Source organism: Amycolatopsis sp. cg13 (assembly GCF_041346965.1).
Lineage (GTDB): Bacteria > Actinomycetota > Actinomycetes > Mycobacteriales > Pseudonocardiaceae > Amycolatopsis.
On record NZ_CP166848.1, the window covers coordinates 8,118,923 to 8,143,281 of the forward strand.

At 68.8% G+C, this 24,359-nt stretch carries 22 protein-coding genes; 11 read left to right on the top strand and 11 right to left on the bottom strand.

Annotated features, from left to right (window positions below):
• Positions 1-122: 122 nt before the first annotated feature.
• The 3 genes from AB5I40_RS38020 to AB5I40_RS38030 are packed head-to-tail and all read left to right on the top strand — an operon-like array spanning position 123 to position 5,144.
• Positions 123-1,052 (top strand): ABC transporter ATP-binding protein, encoded by a 930-nt coding sequence (locus tag AB5I40_RS38020; protein ID WP_370934986.1) that lies wholly within the window; start codon positions 123-125, stop codon positions 1,050-1,052.
• The gene (locus tag AB5I40_RS38025; RefSeq protein WP_370934987.1) at positions 1,049-2,401 is read left to right on the top strand and encodes an ABC transporter permease; all 1,353 of its coding nucleotides are present in this window, start codon (positions 1,049-1,051) and stop codon (positions 2,399-2,401) included. Before AB5I40_RS38020 ends, AB5I40_RS38025 begins: the two co-directional genes overlap by 4 nt.
• A gap of 4 nt (positions 2,402-2,405) precedes the next feature.
• On the top strand, positions 2,406-5,144 hold the full coding sequence (locus AB5I40_RS38030; protein ID WP_370934988.1) for an alkaline phosphatase family protein: 2,739 nt from the start codon (positions 2,406-2,408) through the stop codon (positions 5,142-5,144).
• Positions 5,145-5,207: 63 nt separating this feature from the next.
• On the opposite strand, the gene AB5I40_RS38035 is transcribed toward AB5I40_RS38030, so the two are convergent.
• Both AB5I40_RS38035 and AB5I40_RS38040 read right to left on the bottom strand, forming a co-directional pair.
• Positions 5,208-5,375, bottom strand: coding sequence for a hypothetical protein (locus AB5I40_RS38035; protein WP_370934989.1), 168 nt, complete (start codon positions 5,373-5,375; stop codon positions 5,208-5,210).
• A gap of 81 nt (positions 5,376-5,456) precedes the next feature.
• On the bottom strand, positions 5,457-6,011 hold the full coding sequence (locus AB5I40_RS38040) for a TetR/AcrR family transcriptional regulator (protein WP_370934990.1): 555 nt from the start codon (positions 6,009-6,011) through the stop codon (positions 5,457-5,459).
• Between the two features lie 64 nt (positions 6,012-6,075).
• Between AB5I40_RS38040 and AB5I40_RS38045 the strand changes: the two genes are divergently transcribed.
• Positions 6,076-6,900 carry an LLM class F420-dependent oxidoreductase gene (locus AB5I40_RS38045; protein ID WP_370934991.1) on the top strand — a complete coding sequence of 275 codons (825 nt, stop codon included), beginning with the start codon at positions 6,076-6,078 and terminating at the stop codon, positions 6,898-6,900.
• Positions 6,901-6,902: 2 nt separating this feature from the next.
• Here AB5I40_RS38045 and AB5I40_RS38050 read toward each other — a convergent pair whose 3' ends face one another.
• The 3 genes from AB5I40_RS38050 to AB5I40_RS38060 all read right to left on the bottom strand — a co-directional run bounded on the left by AB5I40_RS38050 (position 6,903) and on the right by AB5I40_RS38060 (position 10,175).
• The gene (locus tag AB5I40_RS38050) at positions 6,903-7,268 is read right to left on the bottom strand and encodes a hypothetical protein (RefSeq protein ID WP_370934992.1); all 366 of its coding nucleotides are present in this window, start codon (positions 7,266-7,268) and stop codon (positions 6,903-6,905) included.
• A gap of 505 nt (positions 7,269-7,773) precedes the next feature.
• A complete protein-coding gene (locus AB5I40_RS38055) occupies positions 7,774-9,081 on the bottom strand; it encodes a lipase family protein (protein WP_370934993.1) in 1,308 nt (435 codons plus the stop codon).
• 119 nt (positions 9,082-9,200) lie between these two features.
• The gene (locus AB5I40_RS38060) at positions 9,201-10,175 is read right to left on the bottom strand and encodes a helix-turn-helix transcriptional regulator (RefSeq protein WP_370934994.1); all 975 of its coding nucleotides are present in this window, start codon (positions 10,173-10,175) and stop codon (positions 9,201-9,203) included.
• Between the two features lie 93 nt (positions 10,176-10,268).
• Here AB5I40_RS38060 and AB5I40_RS38065 point away from each other — a divergent pair, with 93 nt between their 5' ends.
• The 4 genes from AB5I40_RS38065 to AB5I40_RS38080 all read left to right on the top strand — a co-directional run bounded on the left by AB5I40_RS38065 (position 10,269) and on the right by AB5I40_RS38080 (position 13,845).
• The gene (locus AB5I40_RS38065) at positions 10,269-10,670 is read left to right on the top strand and encodes a RidA family protein (protein ID WP_370934995.1); all 402 of its coding nucleotides are present in this window, start codon (positions 10,269-10,271) and stop codon (positions 10,668-10,670) included.
• A 50-nt stretch (positions 10,671-10,720) separates the two neighbouring features.
• Entirely contained in the window at positions 10,721-11,065 is a 345-nt protein-coding gene (locus AB5I40_RS38070; protein WP_370934996.1) for a PadR family transcriptional regulator, read from the top strand.
• A gap of 97 nt (positions 11,066-11,162) precedes the next feature.
• A complete protein-coding gene (locus AB5I40_RS38075) occupies positions 11,163-12,104 on the top strand; it encodes a hypothetical protein (RefSeq protein ID WP_370934997.1) in 942 nt (313 codons plus the stop codon).
• A 13-nt stretch (positions 12,105-12,117) separates the two neighbouring features.
• Positions 12,118-13,845 (top strand): hypothetical protein, encoded by a 1,728-nt coding sequence (locus AB5I40_RS38080; RefSeq protein WP_370934998.1) that lies wholly within the window; start codon positions 12,118-12,120, stop codon positions 13,843-13,845.
• A gap of 195 nt (positions 13,846-14,040) precedes the next feature.
• Here the strand turns inward: AB5I40_RS38080 and AB5I40_RS38085 are convergent, their stop codons facing one another.
• Positions 14,041-14,520 carry a carboxymuconolactone decarboxylase family protein gene (locus AB5I40_RS38085; RefSeq protein WP_370934999.1) on the bottom strand — a complete coding sequence of 160 codons (480 nt, stop codon included), beginning with the start codon at positions 14,518-14,520 and terminating at the stop codon, positions 14,041-14,043.
• Positions 14,521-14,763: 243 nt separating this feature from the next.
• Here AB5I40_RS38085 and AB5I40_RS38090 point away from each other — a divergent pair, with 243 nt between their 5' ends.
• Positions 14,764-15,729 (top strand): DMT family transporter, encoded by a 966-nt coding sequence (locus AB5I40_RS38090; RefSeq protein WP_370935000.1) that lies wholly within the window; start codon positions 14,764-14,766, stop codon positions 15,727-15,729.
• Here the strand turns inward: AB5I40_RS38090 and AB5I40_RS38095 are convergent.
• On the bottom strand, positions 15,704-16,180 hold the full coding sequence (locus AB5I40_RS38095) for a (2Fe-2S)-binding protein (protein WP_037817840.1): 477 nt from the start codon (positions 16,178-16,180) through the stop codon (positions 15,704-15,706). The genes AB5I40_RS38090 and AB5I40_RS38095 overlap by 26 nt on opposite strands.
• A gap of 8 nt (positions 16,181-16,188) precedes the next feature.
• The gene (locus tag AB5I40_RS38100) at positions 16,189-18,525 is read right to left on the bottom strand and encodes a molybdopterin cofactor-binding domain-containing protein (protein WP_370935001.1); all 2,337 of its coding nucleotides are present in this window, start codon (positions 18,523-18,525) and stop codon (positions 16,189-16,191) included.
• A 184-nt stretch (positions 18,526-18,709) separates the two neighbouring features.
• On the opposite strand from AB5I40_RS38100, the gene AB5I40_RS38105 reads away from it, so the two are divergent.
• Positions 18,710-20,317 carry a sigma-54-dependent Fis family transcriptional regulator gene (locus AB5I40_RS38105; protein ID WP_370940692.1) on the top strand — a complete coding sequence of 536 codons (1,608 nt, stop codon included), beginning with the start codon at positions 18,710-18,712 and terminating at the stop codon, positions 20,315-20,317.
• 117 nt (positions 20,318-20,434) lie between these two features.
• On the opposite strand, the gene AB5I40_RS38110 is transcribed toward AB5I40_RS38105, so the two are convergent.
• The 3 genes from AB5I40_RS38110 to AB5I40_RS38120 form a co-directional block, all read right to left on the bottom strand.
• Complete coding sequence (locus AB5I40_RS38110) at positions 20,435-21,289, bottom strand: AraC family transcriptional regulator ligand-binding domain-containing protein (RefSeq protein ID WP_370935002.1); 855 nt, start codon at positions 21,287-21,289, stop codon at positions 20,435-20,437.
• Between the two features lie 45 nt (positions 21,290-21,334).
• Positions 21,335-22,228: an SDR family NAD(P)-dependent oxidoreductase gene (locus AB5I40_RS38115; protein ID WP_370935003.1), complete on the bottom strand. Its 894-nt coding sequence runs from the start codon at positions 22,226-22,228 to the stop codon at positions 21,335-21,337.
• An 87-nt stretch (positions 22,229-22,315) separates the two neighbouring features.
• Complete coding sequence (locus tag AB5I40_RS38120) at positions 22,316-23,725, bottom strand: aspartate aminotransferase family protein (RefSeq protein WP_370935004.1); 1,410 nt, start codon at positions 23,723-23,725, stop codon at positions 22,316-22,318.
• A 100-nt stretch (positions 23,726-23,825) separates the two neighbouring features.
• Between AB5I40_RS38120 and AB5I40_RS38125 the strand changes: the two genes are divergently transcribed.
• Entirely contained in the window at positions 23,826-24,278 is a 453-nt protein-coding gene (locus AB5I40_RS38125; protein WP_370935005.1) for an Lrp/AsnC family transcriptional regulator, read from the top strand.
• The last annotated feature ends 81 nt before the right edge of the window (positions 24,279-24,359 follow it).

Below are 24,359 nucleotides of genomic sequence, written 5' to 3' on the forward strand. Positions count from 1 at the left end.
GTCCGATTGACCGCAGGGAAACCGGCTGCGGCGCACGGGGTTTCCCCAACGTTCAACCTGGCGCGGGTTCGCATGTCACTTGTCGTGCCTAAGTTCCTCACGGCTTCGGAAAGTGGGGATTCATGGAAACCAGCGACGCGGTGCGGGCCCGCGCGATCACCAAGTGTTTCGGCGACGTCATCGCGCTCGACGGTGTCGATCTCGACGTCGCTTACGGCGAGATCCACGGGCTCGTCGGCCCGAACGGCGCGGGCAAGACGACGCTGCTCGGCCTGCTGCTCGGACTCGCGGTCGCCGACGAGGGCGAACTCGAGATCCTCGGCCGCCCGGTCGGCCGCGCGCTCGCCACCCCGGACGGCATTTCCGGGTTCGTCGACGGCCCGGGGCTGTACCCCTCGCTCACCGCCCGGCAGAACCTGGCCGCGCTCGCCTCGCTGCGCGGGCAGACGGTGGACATCGATGACCTTCTCGCGCAGGTCGGCCTCACCGACGTCGCCGACGACCGGGCGCGCGGGTTCTCCCTCGGCATGCGCCAGCGCCTCGGCCTCGCCGCCGCGCTGCTGACCAAGCCGCGGCTGCTGATCCTCGACGAGCCCGCCAACGGCCTCGACCCGGCGGGCAAGAAACACGTGCACAGCGTGCTCACCCGGCTCGCTGACGAGGGCGCCGCGGTGGTGCTGTCCAGCCACCGGATGGACGACCTCGAAGCGCTCTGCTCGGAGGTCACCATCCTGTCCGCGGGCCGCGTCGTTTTCACCGGGCCGCTGGCGAAACTGTCCTCCGACGATCGCGAACTCGCCTACCGCCTGGTCGCCTCGGACCAGAAGGCCGCGCGCGAGATCGCCGAGAACGTCCCTGGGCTGCGAATCGACGACACCCAGACGCCTCGTGGACAGGCCGACGTCCTGGTGGTGAGCGGCCTGGTGCCCGCGCTGGACGACCTCGTCGCGCGCGTCGTCGGCAAGGGCATCGGCGTACGGGAATTGGCTCCGGTTGTTTCGCCGCTGGAGGCGGCTTTCCTGGAGCTGACGGAGCAGGGGGAGAAACGATGACCGTCACCGAGGAACGGGCACCGGCACCGGTCCGTCCCGTCGGACTGGGCCGCGGCTACCGGTTCGAACTGGTGAAGCTGTTGTCGCAGTGGCGGATCCGGGTGCTGCTGCTCGCGTGCTGGCTTGCACCGGCGGTGTTCGTCGCGGCGGTCAGCCAGCAAAGCGACCTGCCGGTGGACACTCTGTTCGGCCGTCTGATGAACGTCACCGGTTGGGCCGGGCCGCTCGTCCTGCTCGGTTTCGCGGGCAGCTACGCGCTTCCGCTGCTGACCTCCCTGGTCGCCGGAGACGTCTTCGCGGCCGAGGACCGGCTCGGCACCTGGCGGCACCTGCTGGTGGCGATGCGGTCGTACCGGCGGATTTTCGTCTCGAAGGCGCTCGCCAGTCTGACCGTGATCTTGTTGCTGGTTCTCGGATTGGCGGTGTCCAGCACGGTCGGCGGCCTCGTCGCGGTCGGCGGGCAGCCGCTGATCGGCCTCGACGGACACCTGCTGTCCTCGGGCGACGCGGCGGTGAAGGTCATTCTCGCCTGGATCTGCGTGCTCGCCCCGACCCTTGCCCTGGCGGGGATCGGCCTGCTCGGCTCTGTCGCGTTAGGACGGTCGCCGATGGGCTTGCTGCTGCCCGCGGTGGTCGCGCTGGTGATGGCGGTGGCGCAGCTGCTGCCGCTGCCGGTCGTCGTGCGGCTCGCGCTGCCGACGTACGCGTTCATCTCGTGGAACGGCCTCTTCACCGACCCGGTCCAGTTCGGTCCGCTGCTGATCGGCGTCGGCGTGAGCCTGGTCTGGGCAGTGGTCGCGACTGCGCTGGCCTACGTGCTGTTCGTGAGACGCGACTTCACCGATCTGACATACGACGGTGCCGGTCGTCGCGTATTAACTGCGGGCTTGCTGCCGCTGGCCGCGCTGGTCGGCGTCACAGTGGCGGTCGTCGCGGTTGCCGCGCCCGCCACGGGATCGGGCATCGACCAGGCCAAGCTGCAGCAGTCGCTGTCCACCGAATTCGCGCACCTCTACCGGCTCCAGGCCGCACAGCTGCACCGTCCGGACGTCACGGAGGAGCAGCTCGCGGCCAGCACGGAATGCACCAAGGGCGGCGGCCTCGTCGAGGCCGAAGGCCCCGGCAACGACTGGCGATGCGTCGTCACCTGGCATCTCCCTGGTATCTCAGCGACCGGGCAGGCGATCTACCAGCTCGATGTCACCTCGGACGGGCGGTACGTCGCCGACGGCGACGGACCGAAGGAAGTGAACGGCTACTTCCAGGTGCGGACCCCGGAAGGGGACCGGCCCAACCCGCTGTGGCAGTTCGACGGCAACGTCGAACTGCTCTCCTCCACGAAGGGATGAGGACATGCAAGTAACGCGCCGTCGCAGGCGTGGCGGGAAGAAAGAACTCCGCAGATCCCGCAAGCTGCGCTTCGTCACGGCGGGGGCGACCACGGTCGCGCTCGTCGCCACGGGCTCGGGCATCGGCCTCGCCTCCACCAAGCAGTTCGGCACCGACCAGGTCGGCCAGGAAACCGCGAACGGCCTGACCATCTCGAGCGACCAGTACCTCAAGCCGATCGGCGAGCGGCTGGTCGTCCCCAACGGCAAGATCATGTCCTCCACGGTCAGCCCGGACGGCAGCCACCTCGCCGCGCTGACCACCGACGGCGGCATCGCGCTGACCATCGTCGACCTGAAGAGCTGGAAGGTGCAGCAGCTCGTCGGCAAGGACAAGAAGGCCGACCTGCAGCTGCCGGGCAACGACGTCGGCCAGGAAGGCCCGTCGTACTCCCCCGACGGCAAAACGCTGTGGCTGGGCCAGATCGACGGCTACCGCAAGTTCGACGTGAAGCCGGACGGCACTGTCGCGAACCCGACGTGGGTCGCGATCCCGGCGGACGGGGACAAGCATTCCCTTGCCGCGGGCGCGATCTTCTCGCCCGACGGGTCCACTGTGTACTCCGCGGTGAACGGCCAGAACCGCGTCGTCGCGATCGACGCCGCCAGCGGCCAGATCAAGCAGAGCTGGACCGTCGGCAACGCGCCGCGCGCACTGGTGCGGATCGGCGACCGGATCTACGTCAGCAACGAGGGCGGCCGCGCGGCGAAGCCGGGCGACACCACGATCAACTCGTACGGCACTGACATCGTCGCCGACCCGAAGACCGCCGCCGCCACCACTGGCACGGTCAGCGTGATCGACCTGGCGAACCCGGCCGCGCCGGTCAAGAGCATCGACGTCGGCCTGCACCCGACCGCGTTGCGCGCCAAGAACAACACGCTGTTCGTGGCGAACACCGGCGGCGACAGCGTTTCGGTGATCGACGCCCAGCGCAACGTCGTGGTGCAGACCATCGCGACGCAGCCGTGGCCGGAGGCGAACGTCGGCTACGAGCCGACCGACATCGCGCTCACCGACGACGGCCACCTGCTGGTGACCCTCGGCCGCGCGAACGCGGTCGCGGTCTACCGCTACTGGTTCCCGCAGGCCCCCGCCGCCTTCATCGGGCTGCTGCCGACGGACTACTTCCCGTCTGGTATCTCAGCGTCGGGCAAAAATATCCTTGTCGCGAACACCCGCGGCATCGACGCCCGCCGCCCGACCACCGCGGCCGGGCACGCCACGCACGACACCACGTCGAGCCTGCAGCGGTTCACCCTGCCGACCGACTGGCAGATCTGGGCGCAGACGTCTCAGGTGTTCAAGCAGAACGGCTGGACGCCGGGTTCGGTGCAGAAGGCGAACGGCAACCGCAACGTCAAGCCGGTTCCGGTGCCGCAGCGGCTCGGCGACCCGTCCACGATCAAGCACGTTTTCTTGCTGGTCAAGGAAAACCGGACGTACGACCAGCTCTTCGGCGACATGAAGAAGGGCAACGGCAACCCGGCGCTGGCGCAGTTCGGCCAGGCCGTCACGCCGAACCAGCACGCGCTGGCCGACCAGTTCGGGTTGTACGACAACACCTACGACATCGGCACGAACTCGGCCGAGGGCCACAACTGGCTGATGCAGGCGGACAACCCGGAGTACACCGAGTCGTCGGCCGGCGAGTACAAGCGCAGCTACGACACCGAGGACGACGCGCTGGGCCACCAGCGCAGCGGCTTCCTGTGGACCGGTGCGCAGGCGGCGGGCAAGTCCGTCCGCGACTTCGGCGAGTTCCACCAGTTCCTGACCAAGCCCGCGGACGCGAGCTGGCAGAACCTGTACTGCGACTCGAAGAACATGGCCGCGACCGGCGAGCCGACCGCGTACCCGCTGGTCTCGTCGTCGCCGATCCCGTCGCTGAACAAGGTTTCGGTGCCGGGCTTCCCGAAGTTCGACACCGCGGTGCCGGACCAGTACCGGTACGAGATCTGGAAGAACGACTTCGAGAAGAACGGCCCGGCGGACCTGAACATGTTCTGGCTGTCGAGCGACCACACCGGCGGGCCGCCGAGCCCGGCCGCGCAGGTCGCCGACAACGACCTGGCCGTCGGCAAGATCGTCGACAAGATCTCGCACAGCCAGTACTGGAAGGACTCCGCGATCTTCGTGGTCGAGGACGACTCCCAGGCCGGGCTCGACCACGTCGACGGGCACCGGGCCCCGGTGCAGATCATCAGCCCGTACGCGCAGCGCGGGGTGACCGACAGCCGGTACTACTCGCAGATCACCATGATCCGCACCATCGAGCAGATCCTCGGGATCCACCCGATGAACCAGAAGGACAGCGCGGCCACCCCGATGGCGACCGCGTTCACGCAGAAGCCGGACGCCACGCCGTTCACCGCGGTGCCGAACCAGACGTCGCTGACCGCGGGCCTGAAGACCCCGCCGTCGTGCGGCACGGACAACGTCCCGACGGCGTCCACCGCGGCGGCGTCGGCGGCGGTGCCCGCGGACAAGCAGCAGCTGGCGCAGCAGTGGCAGCAATGGCAGGCGCAGCAGAAGCTGACCGGCCCGAACGCCACCGCGGACTACGCCAACCCGGCGCAGATGGACCACTTCACGTGGTACCAGGTGCACGGGTGGAGCCAGCCGTATCCGGGCGAGGACAAGATCTTCGCCCCGGACCAGGTGCCTGGCGCGTTCATCCCGTCGGCCGAATCGGACGGCTGATTCGTTAGCTGGTAAGGGAAAGCCCCTGTCCGCTTTGTTCGCGGGCGGGGGCTTTTCTTTGTCTCAGGCGGGCAGCGGGGTGGCTGCGGCCGGGGAGAGGCCGTCGAGCAGCAGAGCGAGATAGCGGGGCCAGCTCGCGCCCGCCACCGCGGTGACCATGGTGATCAGGCAGGGGAGGGCTTCGAGCGTCACGTCCGCGCACACTGCGCCGGATTCCTGCGCGGACAGCACCTCGCCGAACGCTCAGGTGCGTTCGCGGTTAGCGGGTAAGGGAAAGCTCTTGCGATGTGCGGGCGGGGGCTTTTCTTTGTCTCAGGCGGGCAGCGGGGTGGCTGCGGCCGGGGAGAGGCCGTCGAGCAGCAGGGCGAGATAGCGAGGCCAGCTCGCGCCCGCCACCGCGGTGACCATGGTGATCAGACAGGGGAGATCCTCGAGCGTCAGATCGGAACGCACCGCCCCGGATTCCTGCGCGCGGGACAGCACCTCGCCGAACGCCCCCAGATGCCGCCCGGCGATCGAGGCGGCGAGGGCGTTCCCGTTGACCAGCGCGAGGATCCCCGGGTGTTCGCGAAACGCGGCGACCCCGCTCTCCAGCACGATTTCCAGCGCCCGCCGAGGCTCCGGCTCCGCGTCGACCCGAACGCGGATCGGCTCCGCTTGCTCGGCGAAGTAGTCCTCGAGCACCGCGGTCAGCAGGTCGTCCTTGGTCGGGAAATGCCGGTAGAGCGTGCGCGCGCTCACCCCCGCGGCCTGCGCGATCTTGTCGAGCCAGACGTCGCCGCTGCCTTGGACCGCCGTGCGCGCCGCGGCGAGGATGGCGCGCCGGTTGTGCTGGGCGTCGGCTCGCGGGCGTTCGGTTCTGGGCACGGGCGTCACGCTAGCACCGCCGAGCTAAGTGTCATTCGACTGACATTTAGGCTACGGTGGTCGCATGGACCACGGAATCGTCACCTTCCTCACCGACTACGGCATCGCCCCCGTCCGGCTCGGGCAGGCGGTGGAGGAGCGCGGCTTCGGCTCGCTGTTCCTCACCGAACACACCCACATCCCGACCAGCAGGCTCACCCCGTACCCGGTCGGTGCCGCGGAACCGCAGCCGTTGCCGCGCTACTATTCGCACACTTTCGATCCGTTCACCGCCCTTGCGGCCATCGCGGCCAGCACGCGAAGAATCGGGCTCGGCACCGCGGTGTCGCTGGTCAGCCAGCATCATCCGATCACTCTGGCCAAACAGGCGGCGAGCGTCGACGTGCTGTCCGGCGGCCGGTTCGAACTGGGAGTCGGCCCTGGCTGGAACGCCGAGGAGATGGCCAATCACGGCGTCGACCCGGCCCGGCCGCTCGCGCGCATGCTCGAACACGTCGCCGCCGTCCGGGCGATCTGGACCGAGGACGAACCCGAGTTCCACGGCGAATTCGTCGACTTCGACCCGATCTGGTCCTGGCCCAAACCGGCGCGCCCGCTACCCGTGCTGATCGGCGGGGTCGGGGTGAAGGTGCTGGACCGCGTGCTCAGCCACGGCGACGGCTGGCTCCCGCTGCCGCTGTACCCGATCGACTTCCTGCGCACGCGGATCACCGAACTGCGCGAGCGGGCGGGCCGCCACGTCCCGGTCACGCTGTACGGGGCCGATCCGGAGAAGCTGACGGACTACGCGGAGGCGGGCGTCGACCGGGTGCTGTTCGAACTCGAGGACCACGAGGATCACTCGGACGCGCTACGACAGCTCGACCTCCTGGCTGATTTCGTGAGCTGAGTTCAGTGCGCGAGATCGACCACCACCCGGCGGATCTGGTCGGCTGGTACTTCCTGGCTGCTCACCCGGAATGGCACCTGTGCCCGGACGCCGATAGCGAAAGTGCACTGGCCTTCGAAGAAGCCCGCGAACCGGACCGCGTGCAAGGACGGCCAACCGGTTAGCTGCGCGAAATAGTCGCCGACCTGGGCTAGTACGCGACCAGGTTGGTGTCCGCTGTCGTCAAAACCCTGTGCGGGTGCACGGATCACCGCTTGCAGGACTGCGTTGCCGGGCACTGGCAGGGGTTTCCCAGAGGGATCCGCGGTCACGAGCGGCACGTATCGCACGGTGAATCCGGCTGCGGCAGCGCCATTGATAGTGAACACGACTTCGTCGTAACAGCCGTGTCGGCTCACGGTGACCAGGTACAGCGCGTTAGTCGTCGAACCGGGGCTTTCTTTGGTGCCAGTGCCCCAATTCCTTGTCGGGCCACAGGGTGCGGGCTGACTGTCCGAACGGGACGGTGCCGGACGGTCCGAAGAGGACGGAGCGGCAGTGGCGTTCTGGGCTGCCGTGGTGGCGGGAGCCGAAGTCGCGGCGGGAGCGGACGGTGTGGTGGTGCCCGACGGTGCTGGGACGCCGGTAGGCCCACTGCATGCGGACAGCAGCAGAATCCCCGCCGCCACCGGGATCTTGCGCAGCACAACGTTTCGCGCCGGACGCCCGCGGACTTGTGAAGAGTAGGTGTTCATGACGCGCCTGCCTAGGGAAAAGGTCCCCGGGGCAGGCCGGGCGGATGCGGTCAGTGTGCGGTCAGGCCAGGCGGTTCGGCGACGACGGTGACTCAGTCGCCGGGATTTCGTCGCCGAACCGTTGCCTGGATCAGGCCCTTCAGGACCCGGTGTGCTGCTCCGGTTCCAGCGAGTTCCCCGGCGGGATCTGCCCGCAGCTGGACGGCGCGGCCTTGCCCGCGAACCGGTCGCCGAGCCAGGCGATCGCGGCCGGCGCCCACGCCGGAAGCGCGGTGGCGTGGCTCAGCGCGTCGTATTGCGTGTACTTGATCGAAGTGTTTCCGGTGGCGCAGTACTGATTCGCGAGCGCGCGGACGTCGCCGGCCACCATCACGCCGTCGCCGGTTCCGATGCCCGGCTCGTTGCTGACGGTGCCTTCGAGCGCGCCGTTGTTGGCCTGCGCGATGAACCCGGGAATCGACGGCGTCGCGGCCGAGCCGATGTTCACCTTGTTGACCGCGTCGACGAACGGCGGCACCGAATCCGGATCCGCGTACTCCGGCTTCACCAGCTTCTGCCAGGTCAGCCCGGGGTAGTGGCCGAGTGCCTGCGCGATCGACGCGTGCTCGAGTTCGGCGAGCACCTTCAGCCCGTACTCGCTGGCGTACGGCTTCAGGTCGATGCCGTAGCCGCGCGAGACGCCGATCAGCGCCATCGGGATTACGCCGGACCAGACCGGGCTGCCGCTGACGTACTTGAGGTTGTGCGCGGGGTCGACGAGCACCCCGCCCTCGGCGAAACCGACCAGGTTCTTCTCGACGTCCGGCGCGTAGCTCGCGGCGATCGCCGACGCCCAGCCGGTCGCGATCGCGCCGCCGGAGTAGCCGATCAGACCGAACTTGGTGGATTCGTTCATTCCGGTGCCGGACGCGTGCGTCGCGGCGCGGATGGAGTCCAAAGTGGTCTGACCGTATTCGGGACCCGCGGCGAAATCGGCGGCCGGGCCTTCGGTGTCCGGGATGACGACGCTGTACCCGAGCGCGAGCGCCGGTGCGATGAGCAGCGATTCGGCGTTCGGCAGCACGCCGCCGAGCCGGACGTCGCCCGCGATCGCCCGGGACGGTGCGTCCTCGGGGCTGAGCGAGTCGTACGCGGACTGGTACGAAACGACCTTTCCGTTGCCGCCCAGGGGATTGCGGACGACCGAGGTGACGTTCGCGGTGGGATTGCCCTGTGCGTCGGCGGTCCGGTAGAGCAGCTGGGTGGCCTGTACCGGGGTCGGGAAGCCGAAGACGTGATATGTCAACGTCCGCGTCTTCAATACGGTGCCCGGCGCATACGACGAAAGCGGCGTGCTGCCGTCGTAACTGTAGAAGGAATCAGCCGAGGCGGCGGCGGGCAGCGCGACGGCGGAGGTGATCGCGAGAGCGGCGGCGGCGATCAACGCGCGGACGGGTTTCCGGATCATGACTCCCCTTTGAACCATGAAGTTCGAACCATGATGTGGATCACGACTGGCGGGTAACTTACCAGTGAGTAGGTATCCGCACAACTACGGAATGTGCAGGCAGTGCCGGTGCCGGGGAGTCAGGCGGGTCCCGCGTAGGCGGCGGCGATCGCGGCGGCGCGGTGGTGCAGCGCGGCACGCAACGATTGCGGCGCAAGGACTTCCGCGTTCCGGGCGAGCTGCCACAATGCCCATTCGGCGTGCCGGGAATCCTGGAAAGCCGCCTCCAGCCGAATCCACCCGTCCGGGCTGGGTTCCTCGGCGAGAATGGCGAGCGCGGTGCGGGCCAGTTCTTCGCGCTGCGCCGGGCGAATTCGGACTAGCGCGACGATTTGGTCGCCGCCGGTCCGGAATCGCGCGCTGCGTTCCTGCCAGGCCCGGCCGAGGTCTACCCGATCGGGCCGCTGCGCTGGTTCGTCGAGTTCTTCGGCGGCCAGCACTCGCGACAGCCGGTACGTCCGGTCCTCGCCGTCTCGGGTGGCCAGCAGATATCCCAGCTCCCGTACGGTGACCAGTCCAATCGGGTGCACTGTGCGCCACTGAGGAGTCTGGTTGACCGCCTGATAGCGGATGCGCACCTGATGCCCGGCGAACACCGCGCGGCGGATCTCGGCCACCACCGCGTCCGGTGCCTCCTCGGCGACCGCGCGGCGCGAGAGGAGGTCGATCTCCGGGTCGATGAGCAACCGTTCGGCCACGCCCGCGGCCGTGGTCCGATGGCTTTCCGGCAGCGCGTCGACCACTTTGAGCATGGCCGAAGCGAGCGCCGAACCGAGGCCGAACGCCTGCGCGCCGCGGCGTGCTCCGGCGACCAGCAACGCGAGCGCTTCGTCGTGGTTCAGCCCGGTGAGTTCAGTCTGAAATCCGGGCAGCAGCGCGAATCCGCCGTTCCGCCCGCGTTCGGCGTAGACCGGGACGCCCGCCGCGGACAGCGCGTCGATGTCCCGCAGCACCGTGCGAGTGGAGACTTCCAGTTCGCGGGCGAGAGTGGCCGCGGACAGCCGGCCGCGCTGGCGCAGCAGCAGGACCAGCGAGACCAACCGGTCGGCGCGCATACCGGAAATTCTACCCAATACACGACATAGGATGTCGGGTATTGCTTGCCAAGCTCCTCCGCGTACTGCCCGAGAACGCGAATGGAGCAAGTAGTGGAGCGAACGACTGTCAACCCGTGGGCGTGGTCGACGGCGATGGGATACCACCAGGGCGAACTGGTGTCCGGACCGGTCCGGACCCTGTACTGCTCCGGGCAGACCGCGATGAACGCCGACGGCGAACCGCAGCACGCCGGGGACATGGCGAAGCAGGTGGCGCTCAGTCTGGACAACCTGGAGGAAGTGCTCGCCGAAGCGGGCATGACGCTGGCAAACCTGGTCCGGCTCAACGTCTACACGACCGACGTCGACCAGCTTTTCCAGCACTACGGCGTCCTCGCCGCCCGGCTGGCCGCGGCCGGGGTCGCCCCGTCGACCACGATGCTCGGCGTGACCCGGCTGGCGATCCCCACCCTGCTGGTCGAGCTGGAGGGAACGGCCGTCGCCGGGCAGTAGCCCGTTGTCTCGGCCACCCGCATATATCGCGACGTGATATATATGGACGGGTGACCGAACGAGGCATGTCGGAGCAGGTCTTCCTGATCCTCACCGCGCTCGCCGACGAGCCGAAGCACGGCTACGGCATCGTCCAGGCCGTCGAAAAGCTGTCGGAAAACCGAGTCCGCCTGCGGGTCGGCACGCTGTACGGCGTGTTGGACCGGCTGGTGGCCGACGGTTGGGCGGAGCGAGACAAGGAGGAGATCCATCAGGGCCGGCTGCGGCGTTATTACCGGCTGACCGACCTCGGCGGCCGCGTTTTGGCCGAGCAAGCCCGGCGGCTGGCCGCGAATGCCGCCGCGGCGGATTCGGTGCTGCGGGCGCGGGGCTGGGCGCTCGGGGGCGGAGCATGACCGCTCCCGAGCTTCAGCACTCTCATCCGGCGCGAGTCTTGCAGTGGGTCGAGCGGTCGGCCAGATCATGACCGCTCCGGAACTCCGGTGCCGCCGGATGGTGCGGCTGCTGCCCCGTTGGTACCGCGCCGACCGCGAGGAAGAGTTGGTCGGCACCCTGCTCGACGCGCGGGAGGCCGGTTGCGGCCGTCTCGCGGAAGGCCGCGAACTGCTTTCGATGCTGGGTCTGGGCCTGCGCGCCCGGCTGGCTGCTGGCTCAGCCCCGGCTCGCGTGGTCGCGTTCGGCGACACTGTCCGGCTGGTCGCGCTGCTCGGGCTTCTCTGGGGCGTGATGAAGAGCGTCCTCTCCCTCGGTCACGATTTATACGACGCACTCGGCTTTTCTCGGACAAGCCGCCTCTACGCGGCACCCGGATCCCCGGTCGAAGCCGCCATGTCGCTCTACGCTTCACAGGCCGCCCAGCAAATATGGCACGACGTCGCGTTGGCCGTCGCGGCCGTCGCGCCTCTCGCGCTCCTCTTCGCCGGGCGGCGCCGGGCCGCGCGAGGAGTCGCCGGCGTGGTGCTGATCGCCGGATTCGCGGCCTTCCTGTATCAGTATTCGTTCAGTTTCAGTCCTGATCTGCTGGGCTATTTCATCCCGCAATGGCTGCCGCTGCTGCTGATGATCGCCGGGTTCCATATCGGCGCGCCACTGCCCTCCGCGCGGAAATGGTGGCCTGCCTTCCTCGGGGTTACGGCTTCGGCGCTCTACTTCGGTTTCTTCGGCGGATCAGACCTGCGCGGGCTTTCCTGGTTTGCGTGGGCGGCGGCGCTCGTCATCCCGGTCTACTTCGCTTTCCGGCGCCGCTCTCCCTCGTGGTCGTTTGCGCTCGCGGCGTGCTGTGCGCTGGTGCTGGTCCAGTCGCTTGTCCTTAAAGCCACTATGGCCGCGGCAGGCTTCGACGCGCTGGAGCTGGTGCAGGTGTCACTGGTGAGCGCGGGCATCGTGGCGCTGATCGCGGCCGGAATCGTCGACTCCCGCCGAACGCTCTCGTAGCAAGGATTTTTCCATGGACACAATGCCAAGGGCGCTTCCACGCGCCGTAAAACAGCCGATTTCCGTCCGGAATTACCGGCGAAGAAATAGCTGGATAACCGTCGGCGCGATCCTGTTGATCGCCATTCTCGGCTATTTCACCCGCTGGATCTGCGACGACGCCCTGATCTTCACCAGAATCGTCGAACAGATCCTCGCCGGGAACGGACCGGTTTACAACGTCGGCGAACGGGCCGAGGCGTCCACGAGCACGCTGTGGCAATGGCTGCTCGCGTTCGCCGGGTTCGTGTTCGGCCAGTCGGACACCTCGACGCTGTCCTGGATGCTCGGCCTCCTCCTCACCGCGGCCGGGTTCGGCTTCGCGGTGAGCGCGACGAGCCGCTTGCACGGCGGACACGTCGCGGCGATGGTGCCGTGCGGGATCCTCGCGCTGCTGGGCGTGCGGCCGGTGTGGCAGTACGCGACGTCCGGTCTGGAGACCGGGCTCAACACGTTCTGGATGGCGCTCTGCTGGTGGCTGCTCGTGCGGCTGCGCGACAGAAAGTCAGCCAAATCTGTTGTCACAGCAGCGTTTGTGATGGGCTTGGGTCCGCTGGTCCGTCCCGAACAAACGTTGGTCGCGGCAGTGTTCCTGGTAGCACTGTGGTTGGTGACAAAGCCGACCTGGCGCGTCACCCTCGCCGCGGTGGCCGCCGCCGGAGCGCTGCCGGTCGGGTACGAGATCTTCCGCATGGGCTTCTACGGCATCCTCGTGCCGATGCCCGCGCTCACCAAGAACGCGAGCGAATCCTTCTGGGCGCGCGGATTCGCCTACGTCGGCGACTTCGCGAACCCGTACCTGCTGTGGCTGCCGCTGGTGCTCTGCGCGGTTCTGCTCGCCGGGGTGCTGCGGAGGCAAAGCAGCGATCGGATCGTCACCCTCGCCCCGGTGGTCGCGGGTGTGCTGTCGCTGGCATACCTGCTGAAGGTCGGCGGCGACTACATGCACGCCCGCATGGTGCTGCCGATCTTCTTCCTGCTGATGCTGCCGGTGCTGGTGCTTCCGGCGGCGAAGAAAACGCGCGTGATCGGCGTCGTCCTGCTGGCGTGGGCGGTTCTCTGCGCCAGCATCGGGCAGTTCATCCCGCAAGACGGCAAGCTCATCGACGACGAACGCGGCTACTACCACGCGTGGACCGGCCAGACGTATCCCACCGAATCGGCGGATTTCACGCCGAGGATGAAATATCTCAACGACGCCCTCAGCCCGCGCACGCTGATCTACGAAGACCCGCACGAGCGGATCCTCACCGCACGCCTGCGCGCGGACGTCCCGTCGAAGAGCATGGTGATCGGGGTATATCTCGGGACGGTCGGTGTCATCTCACCGGTGGACGTCGGTGTCGTCGACTTCTGGGGCCTCGCCAACCCGATCGGCGCGCGGTTCGAATTCCCGACGGTGAAACCGGGACACTCGAAACCGCTGAGCAACGCGTGGCTGCTGGCGGATTACGCGGACCCGGAAGCCCCGGTTTTCAGTCCAGGCAACTTCGCGATGCGCGCGGACATCACCGCGGACCAGGTCGCCGCCGCCCGGCACGCGCTGAGCTGCGGAGATCTGGCGGAGATCCAGCGGTCCACGCGCGAGCCGATGTCGCCGGGCAGGTTCTGGGCGAATCTCACCGGAGCCGTGCACCGGACCGGAGTGACCGTGCCGCCGGACCCGTTCGCCGCCGAGCGGAAGTTCTGCGGAAACCCGTGATCCGTCCGGCGGAACCCCCGGTTGCCGAGTCCGGGGGAGCGGCGCAGGCTGGGGAGAGGGAACTGCCCGCACCGCATCCCCGGCTTCTTCCGCGCTGAAAGCACGCGGACCTGCCCGGTAACCGGCAAGCGCACGGGTCACCGCCGAGTCCCACCGCTGCTCGGCGGCGCCCCGTGTTCCCCCGGCCGGCCCGGGTCAGCTGACATTGGCGAACTGGCCCGGCTGGTACAGCCCGGCCGGCGTGCGCACGATGACGTTCATCCGGTTGGCCGCGTTGATCAGGCCGATCAGCATGACCAGCGCGGCGAGCTGGTCGTCGTCGTAGTGCTCGCGCGCCTGCGTCCACGTCGCGTCGGAAACGTCGCCGGCGTCCGCGATCCGGGTGCCCTCCTCGGTCAGCGCGAGCGCGGCCCGCTCGGCCGGAGTGAAGACGGTCGCCTCGCGCCAGACGGCGACCAGGTGCAGCCGTTCCGCGGTCTCGCCCGCCGCGGCGGCGTCCTTGGTGTGCATGTCGGTGCAGAAGCCGCAGCCGTTGATCTGGCTGGCCCGCAGCGAAACCAGCTCCTGCGTCGACGTCGGCAGCGACGAGTTGCGCAGCAGCATGCTCAGCCCGGCGAACCGCTTGCCGAGCGACTTGCCGAGGTCGTTGGTCATCATGTCGAAGCGTGCGTTCATCAGATCCTCCAGTGTGGTGAAGCGGATGCCCATGAGATGCCGCCCGCCCGCCGGATGTGACAACTCCGGGTGTGACCCGCGTCGCACCCGGACCGGCCTGCTCCGCAATGCCGAGGTCCGTGAGGGGAACCCTGAGGGAATCAGATTCCCTCAGGGTTCCCCTCACGGACTTCCGCGCATCCGTACGCGGCGGTTACCGAAAACCGGTGGCCCGGGCGCGCGGCCGGGACGCAGAATGCGGGCGTGGCCGACCAGGGCAGTACCGCGCGGGCGACCGGGCTGAGCCTGGTCTCCTGGGTGCTGTTCGCGAGTTCCGGCCCGCTCGCCAAGGCGGTGCTGGACGCGGGCTGGAGCCCGGCGGCGGTCACCGCGGTGCGGATCGGGCTGGCCGCCGTCCTGCTGACGCCCGCTGTCGCGCTGCTGCGGCCGCGAGCGTTGCGGTTTCGCAGCAATGAACTGTGGTTGCCGCTCGGCTACGGACTCCTCGGCGTCGCGGGCGTGCAACTGTTCTTTTTCGTTGCGGTGTCGAGGATTCCGGTCGCGGTGGCGATGGTGCTGGTGAACCTGTCGCCGGTGCTGGTCGCGCTGTGGGTGCGCGTCGTCCGGCGAACGCGGCTGCCCGTGGTGGTATGGCTGGGAATCGCGCTCGCGATCGCCGGGCTGGTGCTGATCGCCGGGCTCGGGCCTGGTGCGCGGCTGGACTTCCTTGGCGTCGCGGCGGGATTGGCGTCGGCGGTCTGTTCCGCCGGATACTTCCTGCTCGGCGAACGCGGTGCGCGGCGGCACGATCCGCTCGGAATGACCGCTGCGGGGCTGGCGATCGGGGCGGTGGCGACATTCGCCGTGAGTCCATTGTGGACCACGCAAATCTCATCCACGCCGGTGGCACTAGGCGATACGGCGATCCCGGTCTGGCTGGCCTTGCTGATCCTGGCCGTCTTCGGCACCGTGCTGCCGTACCTGGCCGGACTGCACGCGTTGAGCGGCTTGCCGGTCGCGTTGGCCGGAGTACTGGCGCTGGCCGAACCCTTGGTCGCCGCTCTGCTCGCGTGGCTGGTGCTGGGCCAGGCGCTGGGCCCGGTGCAGCTGATCGGAGTGGCGGTGCTGCTCGGCGGCGGAACGCTGGCACAGACCGGAAAGCTTGCCCCGCAGCCGAAACCGGCTGCGGGGCAAGCGAATCCGGTTACATCTTCGCGGCGCCGGCCTTGATGGCCTCGCGGATCCGGGAGTACGTGCCGCAGCGGCAGACGTTGCGGATCTCGTCCAGGTCGGCGTCGTTGATCTCGCGGCCCTTCGCCTTGGCCTCCTTGACCTTCGCGACCGCCGCCATGATCTGGCCGGGCTGGCAGTAGCCGCACTGCGCGACGTCGTTCTCCAGCCAGGCCTCCTGCATCGGGTGCAGGTCGGCCTTCACCGTGTCCGGCAGGCCCTCGATCGTGGTGATCTCGTCGGTGGCCTTGATGTCGGCCACGCGCACCGAACACGGGTTGAACGCCTTGCCGTTGAAGTGCGACGTGCAGGCCTTGCACACGTTGATGCCGCAGCCGTACTTCGGCCCGCGGACGCCGAGGACGTCGCGCAGGACCCACAGCAGCCGCACATTGTCGTCGACGTCGACGGACACCGGCTTCCCGTTGAGGATGAAGGTGTGCTTGCTCATCGTGCTCCTCAGTAGGTGTGGCTCAGGCCGTCGGTCGGCGATTCGGGAACGGGCGGGACGAACGACTTGACCTCGAAACCGATCGGGTCGTCGTGGTTGATCGGGAACCGCTTCGGGACCTTCCCGGTCGCGCGGGCGTACGCGCACGCGACTGCCGCGACGGAGCAGGCCACGCCCGCTTCGCCCGCGCCGCCCGGCTGCTCCCCGTTGGACGGCATCGCGATCGCGGTGAAGTCCTGCGGGATGTTCCACTGCCGGGTGTAGAAGTAGTTGTCCCAGCTGGCTTCCAGGAAGTGCCCGTCCTTCAGGTGGACACTGCTGGTCAGCGCGAGCGCCAAGCCGTCGGCGAAACCGCCCATGATCTGCGCCTCGAGACCGCGCGGGTTGATCACCAGTCCGGCGTCGAGCGCGATGACCGCCTTCGTCACGCGCGGGCCGGTGACGCCGTCGCGCACCTTGCGGTTCACCGTTTCCGGGCGGCAGTCGATTTCCACGAGGCAGGCGCTGGCGCCCTTGTATTCCTTGTGGATCGCGATGCCCTGCGCGGTGCCCGGGGCCATCTTCTTGCCCCAGCCGCCGACCTCGGCGACCTTGCGCAGAACGCCCTTCACCTTGTCGTTTTTGAGGAATTCCATGCGGAAGTCGTACGGGTCCTTGCCCATCGCCTTCGCGAGCATGTCGACGACCAGCTCGTTGGCGCAGCCGACGTCGGGCGAGTAGACGTTGCGCATCGACCCGGTGTTGAACCGCTGGTCGGTTTCGGTGAGCGTCTGGTCGACGACGCCGAAGTTGTACGGCATTTCCTGGCTCAGCACGAAAACCGCCTCGGCGACGCCGAGGTTGCCCAGTCCGGTCGGGAGTTTCGTGGCGACCGAGGTGAGCATTTCGCCGAGCCCGTGCCGGAACGACGTCTCGACCGAGGTGTGCCGCTGCTCGAAGGTGAGCACGTTCCCGGCGAGCACGGTGGCCCGGATCCGCGACGTCGCCATCGGGTGCAGCCGGCCCTGGCGCGGCTCGTCGGCGCGGTGCCACATCAGCCGCACCGGCTTGCCGAACGCCTTCGACGCCTGCGCCGCTTCGACGGCGTGGTTGCCGAACAGCTTGTGGCCGAAGGAACCGCCGCCGGTGACGACGTGGACCTTCACCTTGCCCTGCGGCAGTCCGATCGCCTGCGCGACCTCGCCCTGGGAGACGATCGGCGACTTCAGCCCGGCCCAGATCTCCGCGCTGCCCTCGCGCACGTCGGCGACCGCGCAGTACGGCTCCAGCGCGGCGCTCGAGCGGAACATGAACTCGAAGTCCGCCTCGACCGTCTTGGTCAGCACCGGAACCTTCGGCACCGCAAGGGGAAGCTCGGCGCGGCGCAGGTTGGCGAGCACCGATTCGTCGTCCTGGCCCTCGACACTGCCGGGGCCCCAGTCGACCTGCAGCGCGCGCACGCCGTCGATGCACTGGCCGAACGTCTCCGCGCGGACCGCGACCCCGGTCGGGATGATCGCGATGTCGGTGACGCCGGGCAGCTTCAGCACGTCGGCCTTGTTGCGGACGGCCTTCGGCGTGCCGTTGAGCGTCGGCGGGCGGCAGATCATCGTCGGCAGCGCGCCGGGGATGTCCAGGTCCATCGCGAACTGCTTCTTGCCGGTCACGATGTCGCGGGCGTCGAGGCGGGTCTGCGGCTTGCCGAGCACCTTGAAGTCGCTGGAGCCCTTGAGCTTGCTCGGGTCCAGCTGCACCTGCTTGGTGGTGCTGGACGCGGCCTTCGTCGCCAGTTCGCCGTACGTCGCGGTCTTGCCGTTGGGCGCGGTGACGACGCCGCCCTTGACGATGAACCGCTCGGCGGTGCCGCCGAGCAGGATCGCCGCCGCTTCGAGCAGCTGCTGTTTCGCGATCGCGGCGGCGACGCGGATCGGCGTGTAGGTCGAGACCGTGGTGTTCGACCCGCCGGTGAGCTGGTTGAACAGCAGTTCCGGACGCGCCGGGGCGAGCGTGACGTGCACCTTCTCGACCGGCAGGTCCAGTTCCTCGGCGATGATCATCGCGGTCGAGGTGGTGATGCCCTGGCCGACTTCGGCGCGCGGGATCTCGAACGAGGCGCTGCCGTCCTTGTTGATGGTGACGGTGATCAGCTGGGACGTCGGGAGCCCGGCGTCGGTGAGCGCGTCGTTGAGGTCGTACAGCTCGGGCGGCTGCGGAGCGGAGGGGACGGCGGCCGCGGCGGGGGTGGAGAGCCCGACGTCCGCGGCGACGACGAGGGTCCCGGCCGCGACGACGTAACCGAGGAATCCACGCCGGGAAAAGCCCCCGCGCTCCTTCCCGGTGTCCGGCTCGGAGTGACTGAGAGTCACGCTGGTTCCCCTTTCGAGGTAAGGACCGCGTGCCGGAACGCAGCACGTGCACGCGGGTGGTGGTGGGGGACCACCTTGCCGGGTGAATCCGGGCTTGAGTGTTCAAGTTCTGTACAGCGGCAGCGGAGAGCGATGGTTATCCTGCTGCGCGTCACCAACGAAGGTGGAGATCCGCGTGAGCTCGATGACGTCCTCGCGCAGCGTGGTGCTGCGGGAACCGATCGCCCAGTCCTGGCGCCGTGCTTCGCTCGCCGGGGTGCGCCCCGAAACCGCGCTGCTCGGGCTGCGGTCCGCGGAGGTAGACCCGGCCAGCAAGCTGCTCGCGGCGGCCGCGCCGGTGCTGGAGGACCTCGACGAGCGGCTCGCCGGCACCGCGATGTCCACAGTGCTCGTCGACCACGACGGCAGGCTCGTGCACCGGTGGAGCGCCGACCGCGCCGTCGAAGACTGTCTCGACCAGCTGGGCATCGGGGTCGGCACCTGCCTGCTGGAGGACGAGGTAGGGACCACCGGGCCGGGCACCGCGCTGGAAACCCGGTCGAGCATCGTGGTGCACGGGGAAGAGCACTACGCCGAGGCGCTGCGCGGGTTCAGCTGTTACGGGCACCCGATTTTCCACCCGGTCACGCGGCGGCTGGAGGGCGCGCTCGACATCACGCTGCTGGCCGCCGAGGCGAATCCGCTGCTCGCGCCGCTGGTCGCGAAGGCCGTCGAGGAGATTGAACGGCAGCTGCTGGAGGGCAGCCGGGTGTCGGAACGGTCGCTGCTGGCCGCGTTCCAGGCGACGTCGCGCCCGACCCGTCCCGTGGTCGCGATCGGCCCGGACCTGTTGCTGTGCAACCAAGCCGCGGCCGACCTGCTGGAAGGCGCGGACGTCGCGCTGCTGTGGAACCTCGCGGGCGACGCGAGCCGACCGTCCGAAATGGAGACCGAACTGCGCTCCGGCCAGCGCGCACGAGTCCGAGCCGAACCGGTCGCCGGCGCCCGCGGCGGAGTGCTGGTGGAGATCCGCCCGCTGAACGCCGCCGAGGCCCGGCCGACGCGACGTCGTGCTGCTGTCGTCCCCGGACACGTCCACATCTCGGGCCCGCCCGGAACCGGCCGCACCACCGAAGCGCGGCTGCGGGTGCCCGAGGAACCGTGCACCACGCTGACCGGCTCGGAAGCGGTACTCGGCGGCTCGGCAGCCTGGGCCGCGCGGTTTTCCGCCGCCGTCGAGGCTGGGTCCGGCAGCATCTGCGTCGACGGCGCGGATCTGCTCCCCGCCGAACTGGTCGACCTGGTCGCCACTCATGCCGCCCGCGGGGTCGGCCCCCATCTCGTGCTGACCACCGGCCCGCGCGAGGGACTGGCTGGCCCGGAGCGGGCGCTGATCGCGTCGTGCGCGGAGAACGTCGAACTCCTGCCGCTGGCGCACCGACCGGACTTTCCCGAGGTCGCGACGCGAATGCTGGCCGAACTCGGGGCCGCGCGGACGCACAACATCACGCCGGGCGCGATGCGGATCCTCGGCTCGTACGACTGGCCGGGGAACCTGCCTGAACTGCGCGGCGTGCTGAGCCAGGCGATCCGCAAGCGTTCTGTGGGCGCGATCGGGCCCGGGGATTTGCCGCCTGCGCTTGTGGCGGATGCTTCGGGGCACGAGCTGGCACCCATCGAGCGTGCTGAGCGGAACGCGATCGTGGCGGCGCTGCGGTCGGCCGGCGGGAACAAGGTGCGGGCGGCTAGTACGTTGGGGATCTCGCGGACGACGTTGTATGCGCGGATGCGGGCTTTGCGGGTGCCGGGTTAGTCGGCCGGGTTGTTGGCGGTGGGTCAGCGGTAGTCGGCCGGTGCTTGCCCGGTCCACCGGCGAAACGCTCGTCGAAATGCGCTGGCCTCGGAAAAAGCCAGCTTCTCGATCGATTCGTCACCTCGGCTGAGACTGGCGATCGCAGCGTCCCCGACGAACGCCGTCCCGGATCTCGCCGATCGACGTGCCCTCGCCCCGCAACCGCCGACGCAGGTGCTGGGCGCTGATGCCGAGCCGGTCGGCAGTGCTGTCCGGCGCGGTGGCGCCCTGCTCGACAATGGCACGGACCTGGTCCGCGAGAGCCGAACCGTAGTCGCGGGTGGCGAGCCAGGCGTCCGGCTGGACCTCGAGAAACTCAGCCAGTTCAGCCTCGCTGCGGATTACCGGCGCGGGCAGGAGTTTGCTCTCGAAGGAGAGAAGCAGCGCGTCGGCGTCGAACTGCGGATGGCGGCCGAAAACCAGCTCATAATGCGGCGCGTGGTCCGGTTTCGGCCGCGGCAGGCGGAGTTCTCGCAGGTCGATGCGTTGTCCGGGGAGCCAGCCGAGCAGTCGGTGCACGACCATGGCGACCAGTTCGGCGGCGACGTGCTCGGGGGCGTCGAGGCGGCGGACGTCGATCTCGACCTCGACCAGCGGTTCTGTCGTGCGGGTCGTGACGGCGGGCAGGCCGGGGAGGACGTGCGTGGCTTCTTCCAAGCGGTGCAGGGCGGTCCGCAGGTCGGGCGCGGGGGCGACCGACCGGACTACCAGCCGGAATAGTCCGCGCGGGGCTCGCGGGCCGAGGGCGAAGAGTTCGTCGTCGGTCTGGAGCCACAGTTCGCGGGTCAGTTCGGAGACCTGCCGACGGGTGACGCCGGTGCGGTCCGGCGGGATGCCGAGGCGGTGAAGCAGTGCGGGGACGTCGAGGTTCCGGCGTTCGCCGATCCGCGCCAGCCGCTGGGCCAAGGCGTCCAGAACCGCCGGATGGTCCACGCTTCAAGGCTAGCTGGTGGTTAACGGGCGGCCTCGCGCAGTTTTCTACCCGATCGAGTGACGCGGCTCGGTCGGGATCCGCGCGCCGAGCAGCCGTTCGGTCTCCGTCCAGAGCCACGCGCCCAGCTTCGGATCGCGGCTCGTCGTCACCGGCTGTTGCACTTCCGCGTGGGCGGTCCGATGCGGTCCGAGGTACTCGCCGCCGCGCAGTTCCGGCGACGCGACCGCGGCCACGACCGGCCGGGCCGCCTGATCCTTGCCCTGCACGATCCCGCGGAACAGCGCGCGAGCCGCCCGCGCCCCGGGCCGTCCGAGCGTGAGTGCGTCGATCGCCCTGCCAGGGTGGACAACAACCGACTGCGCTGGTATCTCACCAAGCCGCCGGTGAAGTTCGAAGCCGAAGATCTCCACCGCATGCTTGGACATCACGTACGCGACCCGCGCCCGGTAATCCCTTTCAGACAGCCAATTCTCGCGGTCGAACGGGATCTTGCGGGTCAGCATGCTCCCGAGACTGACCACCCGCCGGACCGTCGGGAGCGCGCGCCGCAGCAGGTCCGCGTGCGCGAGATGGTTGATCCCGACGATCTCCTCCACCCCGAACGCGCCGATCCGCTGCGCCGGGCCTGGCCCGAACGCGCCCGCGACGACACCGGCGTTCAGCACCAGCGCGTCCAGCCGCGGCACCTCGCCGAGGTGGTCGCCGACCCGGGCGATCGACGGCCGGTCGGCGAGATCCAGCTGGAGGAATTCGTGCTGGTGCGGATTCGGGAGCGCGGAAACCGCCGCGCGGCCCCGCGTTTCCGACCGGCCGAGGACCAGCACTCGCGCACCGAGTTCGGCGAGCTGTGCGGCGGCGAAGAAACCGATCCCGGAGGTGGCCCCGGTGATCGCGACGGTCTGGCCGTCGATGCGCTCGGGTTGTACTTCTCTCGACACAGCTCGGACGCTACGTTCGCCGCCGACGTCCGAACTAGGACCTGGGCGAGCGGATTTCGGGACCGTTCCGCTCATTCCACATTGGACTTACGGCTTTCTGACGAGTGCCGCAAGCCGATCGGCGATGAGGTCGATGTCGGCGTCGGTGGTGCGGTAGTTCGCGACACACGCGCGGATCGCGGTTTGCCCGCGCAGCCGTGCCGGGCCCAGCAGTGCAGTGCCTTCGTCGGCGAGCTGGGCGAGCAGCTCCGGGTATTCCTCGTCGCGGCGGCCATCGATGCGCACGCACACGGCAGTCAGCGCTACCGGATTCAGCAGACTCAACCCTGGCTCCGCGGCGACGCGTTCGGCGAGCTTTGAAGCGAGGCGGAGGCAGTGTTCGGCGGCGGCGCGGAAGGCGTCGACGCCGAACGTCCGCAGCGCGGCCCATACCTTCAATGCCTTGAAACTGCGCGAAAGCTGCGGGCCGTAGTCCATGAAGTCGAGCATCAGGTCGTCCTCGGCGACGGTCAGATAAGACGACGAGAACGCGAAGGCGGCCCGAAGCTTTCCGGCGTCTTTCACCACTAGCGCACCGGCTTCGAGCGGCGTGAACAGCATTTTGTGCGGATCGAGCGCGATGGAATCCGCGCGGGACAGCGGGGCGAACGTCTTCCGCGCGGAGTCGGCGAGGACAAACAGCGCGCCGTATGCGCCGTCGACGTGCAGCCAAAGGTCTTCTCGTGCGCACAGATCGGCGAAGGGGCCGATCGGATCGATCGACCCGCTGGTGACCGTGCCGGCGGTGGCGACGACGCAGAACGGTTCGAGCCCGGCCGCGCGGTCGGCGGCGATGGCGTCGGCGAGGAGGTCGACGCGCAGCCGGAACTCGTCGTCGACCGGGAGGTGCCGGACGTGGTCCAGGCCGATGCCGACCGTCGCGGCGGCCTTGTCGACGCAGCGGTGGACCTCCTCGGAGGTATACAGCACCAGCGGAGGCGCACCGGATTGCAGACCGCGTTGCCGGAAATCCGGCCGTCGGTCCGCGAGGGCGGTGGTGATCGCGTCCCTGGTCGCACCGGAACCGCCGTTGGTCAGGATGCCGCCCGCGGCCGGGCCGAGGTCGAAAAGACCGGCCAGCCAGTGGACCACCGAGCGTTCGACGACGCTCGCTGCCGGGGAGAGCTGCCAGAAGTTGCAGTTTTGGTTGAGGACAGCGGTGATCGCGTCGGCGTACGGGGCGATGCCGTTCGGCGGACCTTGCACGTACGCGAGGAACCGCGGGTGCGCGATGGCGGTCGAGTTGGGCACGATGCGATCCCGAAGGTCGGCGAAGAATCCTTCTACCCCAATGCCTTCTGCCGGTAACGGCTCGGCGAGGAGCTTCGTCAGAGTGTCCCGGTCTACGTCCGGGAGGATCGGGCGGGTCGGGAGGGATTCCTCATAGTTGTCAACGAAACTGGCCAGCGCGGCGGCGGCTTGCGCGCGTTCCGCCGGGGAGAGGACGAGAGTGTTCACGGTGCTGCCTTCCAGTCGATGGCCAAAACGGTAGTGCGGAAAGCGGGGCAGCCGATGCTGAAGATTGCGCTAACGGGCGTCCTGATTAGCATCGGATTCCATGGACAAGACTGACCACGCAATAATCCGCCACCTCATGGCCGACGGTCGGCTGCCGAACAACGAACTCGCCGACCGGGTCGGTTTGTCGCCGTCGCCGTGTTTGCGCCGGGTCCGCGCGCTCGAAGCGGCCGGCGTGATCACCGGTTATCACGCCGCGGTCGACCCGGGCGCGCTCGGTCGTGGCCTCGGGGTGCTGCTGCACGTGGAAATGGCGGATCAGCGCAGCGAAGTCATCGAGGCGTTCGAGGAGGCGGTGCTGCGGCTGGACGAAGTGGTGTCGTGCCGCCGGATGTTCGGCACCCCGGACTATCTGATGCAGATCGCGGTTCCTGATATGGCGGCGTACGACCAGCTGTATATGACTGAGCTGACCCGGATGCCCGGCGTGGCGCGGACGAATTCGCAGTTCGCGATGAAGACGGTTAAAGCGACACCTGGTCATCACTGGTGATCCGCAGCCCATTCGCGGCAACTGGCTCGCGGCCGAGGCGGTCGAGCGGGGCGACTGGGACTGGGCGAAGCTCGTCAAGCC

Coding starts and splice junctions, on each gene's coding strand:
- AB5I40_RS38020 (WP_370934986.1), top strand. CDS start 123: ATGGAAACCAGCGACGCGGTGCGGGCCCGCGCGATCACCAAGTGTTTC.
- AB5I40_RS38025 (WP_370934987.1), top strand. CDS start 1,049: ATGACCGTCACCGAGGAACGGGCACCGGCACCGGTCCGTCCCGTCGGA.
- AB5I40_RS38030 (WP_370934988.1), top strand. CDS start 2,406: ATGCAAGTAACGCGCCGTCGCAGGCGTGGCGGGAAGAAAGAACTCCGC.
- AB5I40_RS38045 (WP_370934991.1), top strand. CDS start 6,076: ATGGACCACGGAATCGTCACCTTCCTCACCGACTACGGCATCGCCCCC.
- AB5I40_RS38055 (WP_370934993.1), bottom strand. CDS start 9,081: ATGATCCGGAAACCCGTCCGCGCGTTGATCGCCGCCGCCGCTCTCGCG.
- AB5I40_RS38060 (WP_370934994.1), bottom strand. CDS start 10,175: ATGCGCGCCGACCGGTTGGTCTCGCTGGTCCTGCTGCTGCGCCAGCGC.
- AB5I40_RS38075 (WP_370934997.1), top strand. CDS start 11,163: ATGGTGCGGCTGCTGCCCCGTTGGTACCGCGCCGACCGCGAGGAAGAG.
- AB5I40_RS38080 (WP_370934998.1), top strand. CDS start 12,118: ATGGACACAATGCCAAGGGCGCTTCCACGCGCCGTAAAACAGCCGATT.
- AB5I40_RS38085 (WP_370934999.1), bottom strand. CDS start 14,520: ATGAACGCACGCTTCGACATGATGACCAACGACCTCGGCAAGTCGCTC.
- AB5I40_RS38095 (WP_037817840.1), bottom strand. CDS start 16,180: ATGAGCAAGCACACCTTCATCCTCAACGGGAAGCCGGTGTCCGTCGAC.
- AB5I40_RS38105 (WP_370940692.1), top strand. CDS start 18,710: ATGACGTCCTCGCGCAGCGTGGTGCTGCGGGAACCGATCGCCCAGTCC.
- AB5I40_RS38125 (WP_370935005.1), top strand. CDS start 23,826: ATGGACAAGACTGACCACGCAATAATCCGCCACCTCATGGCCGACGGT.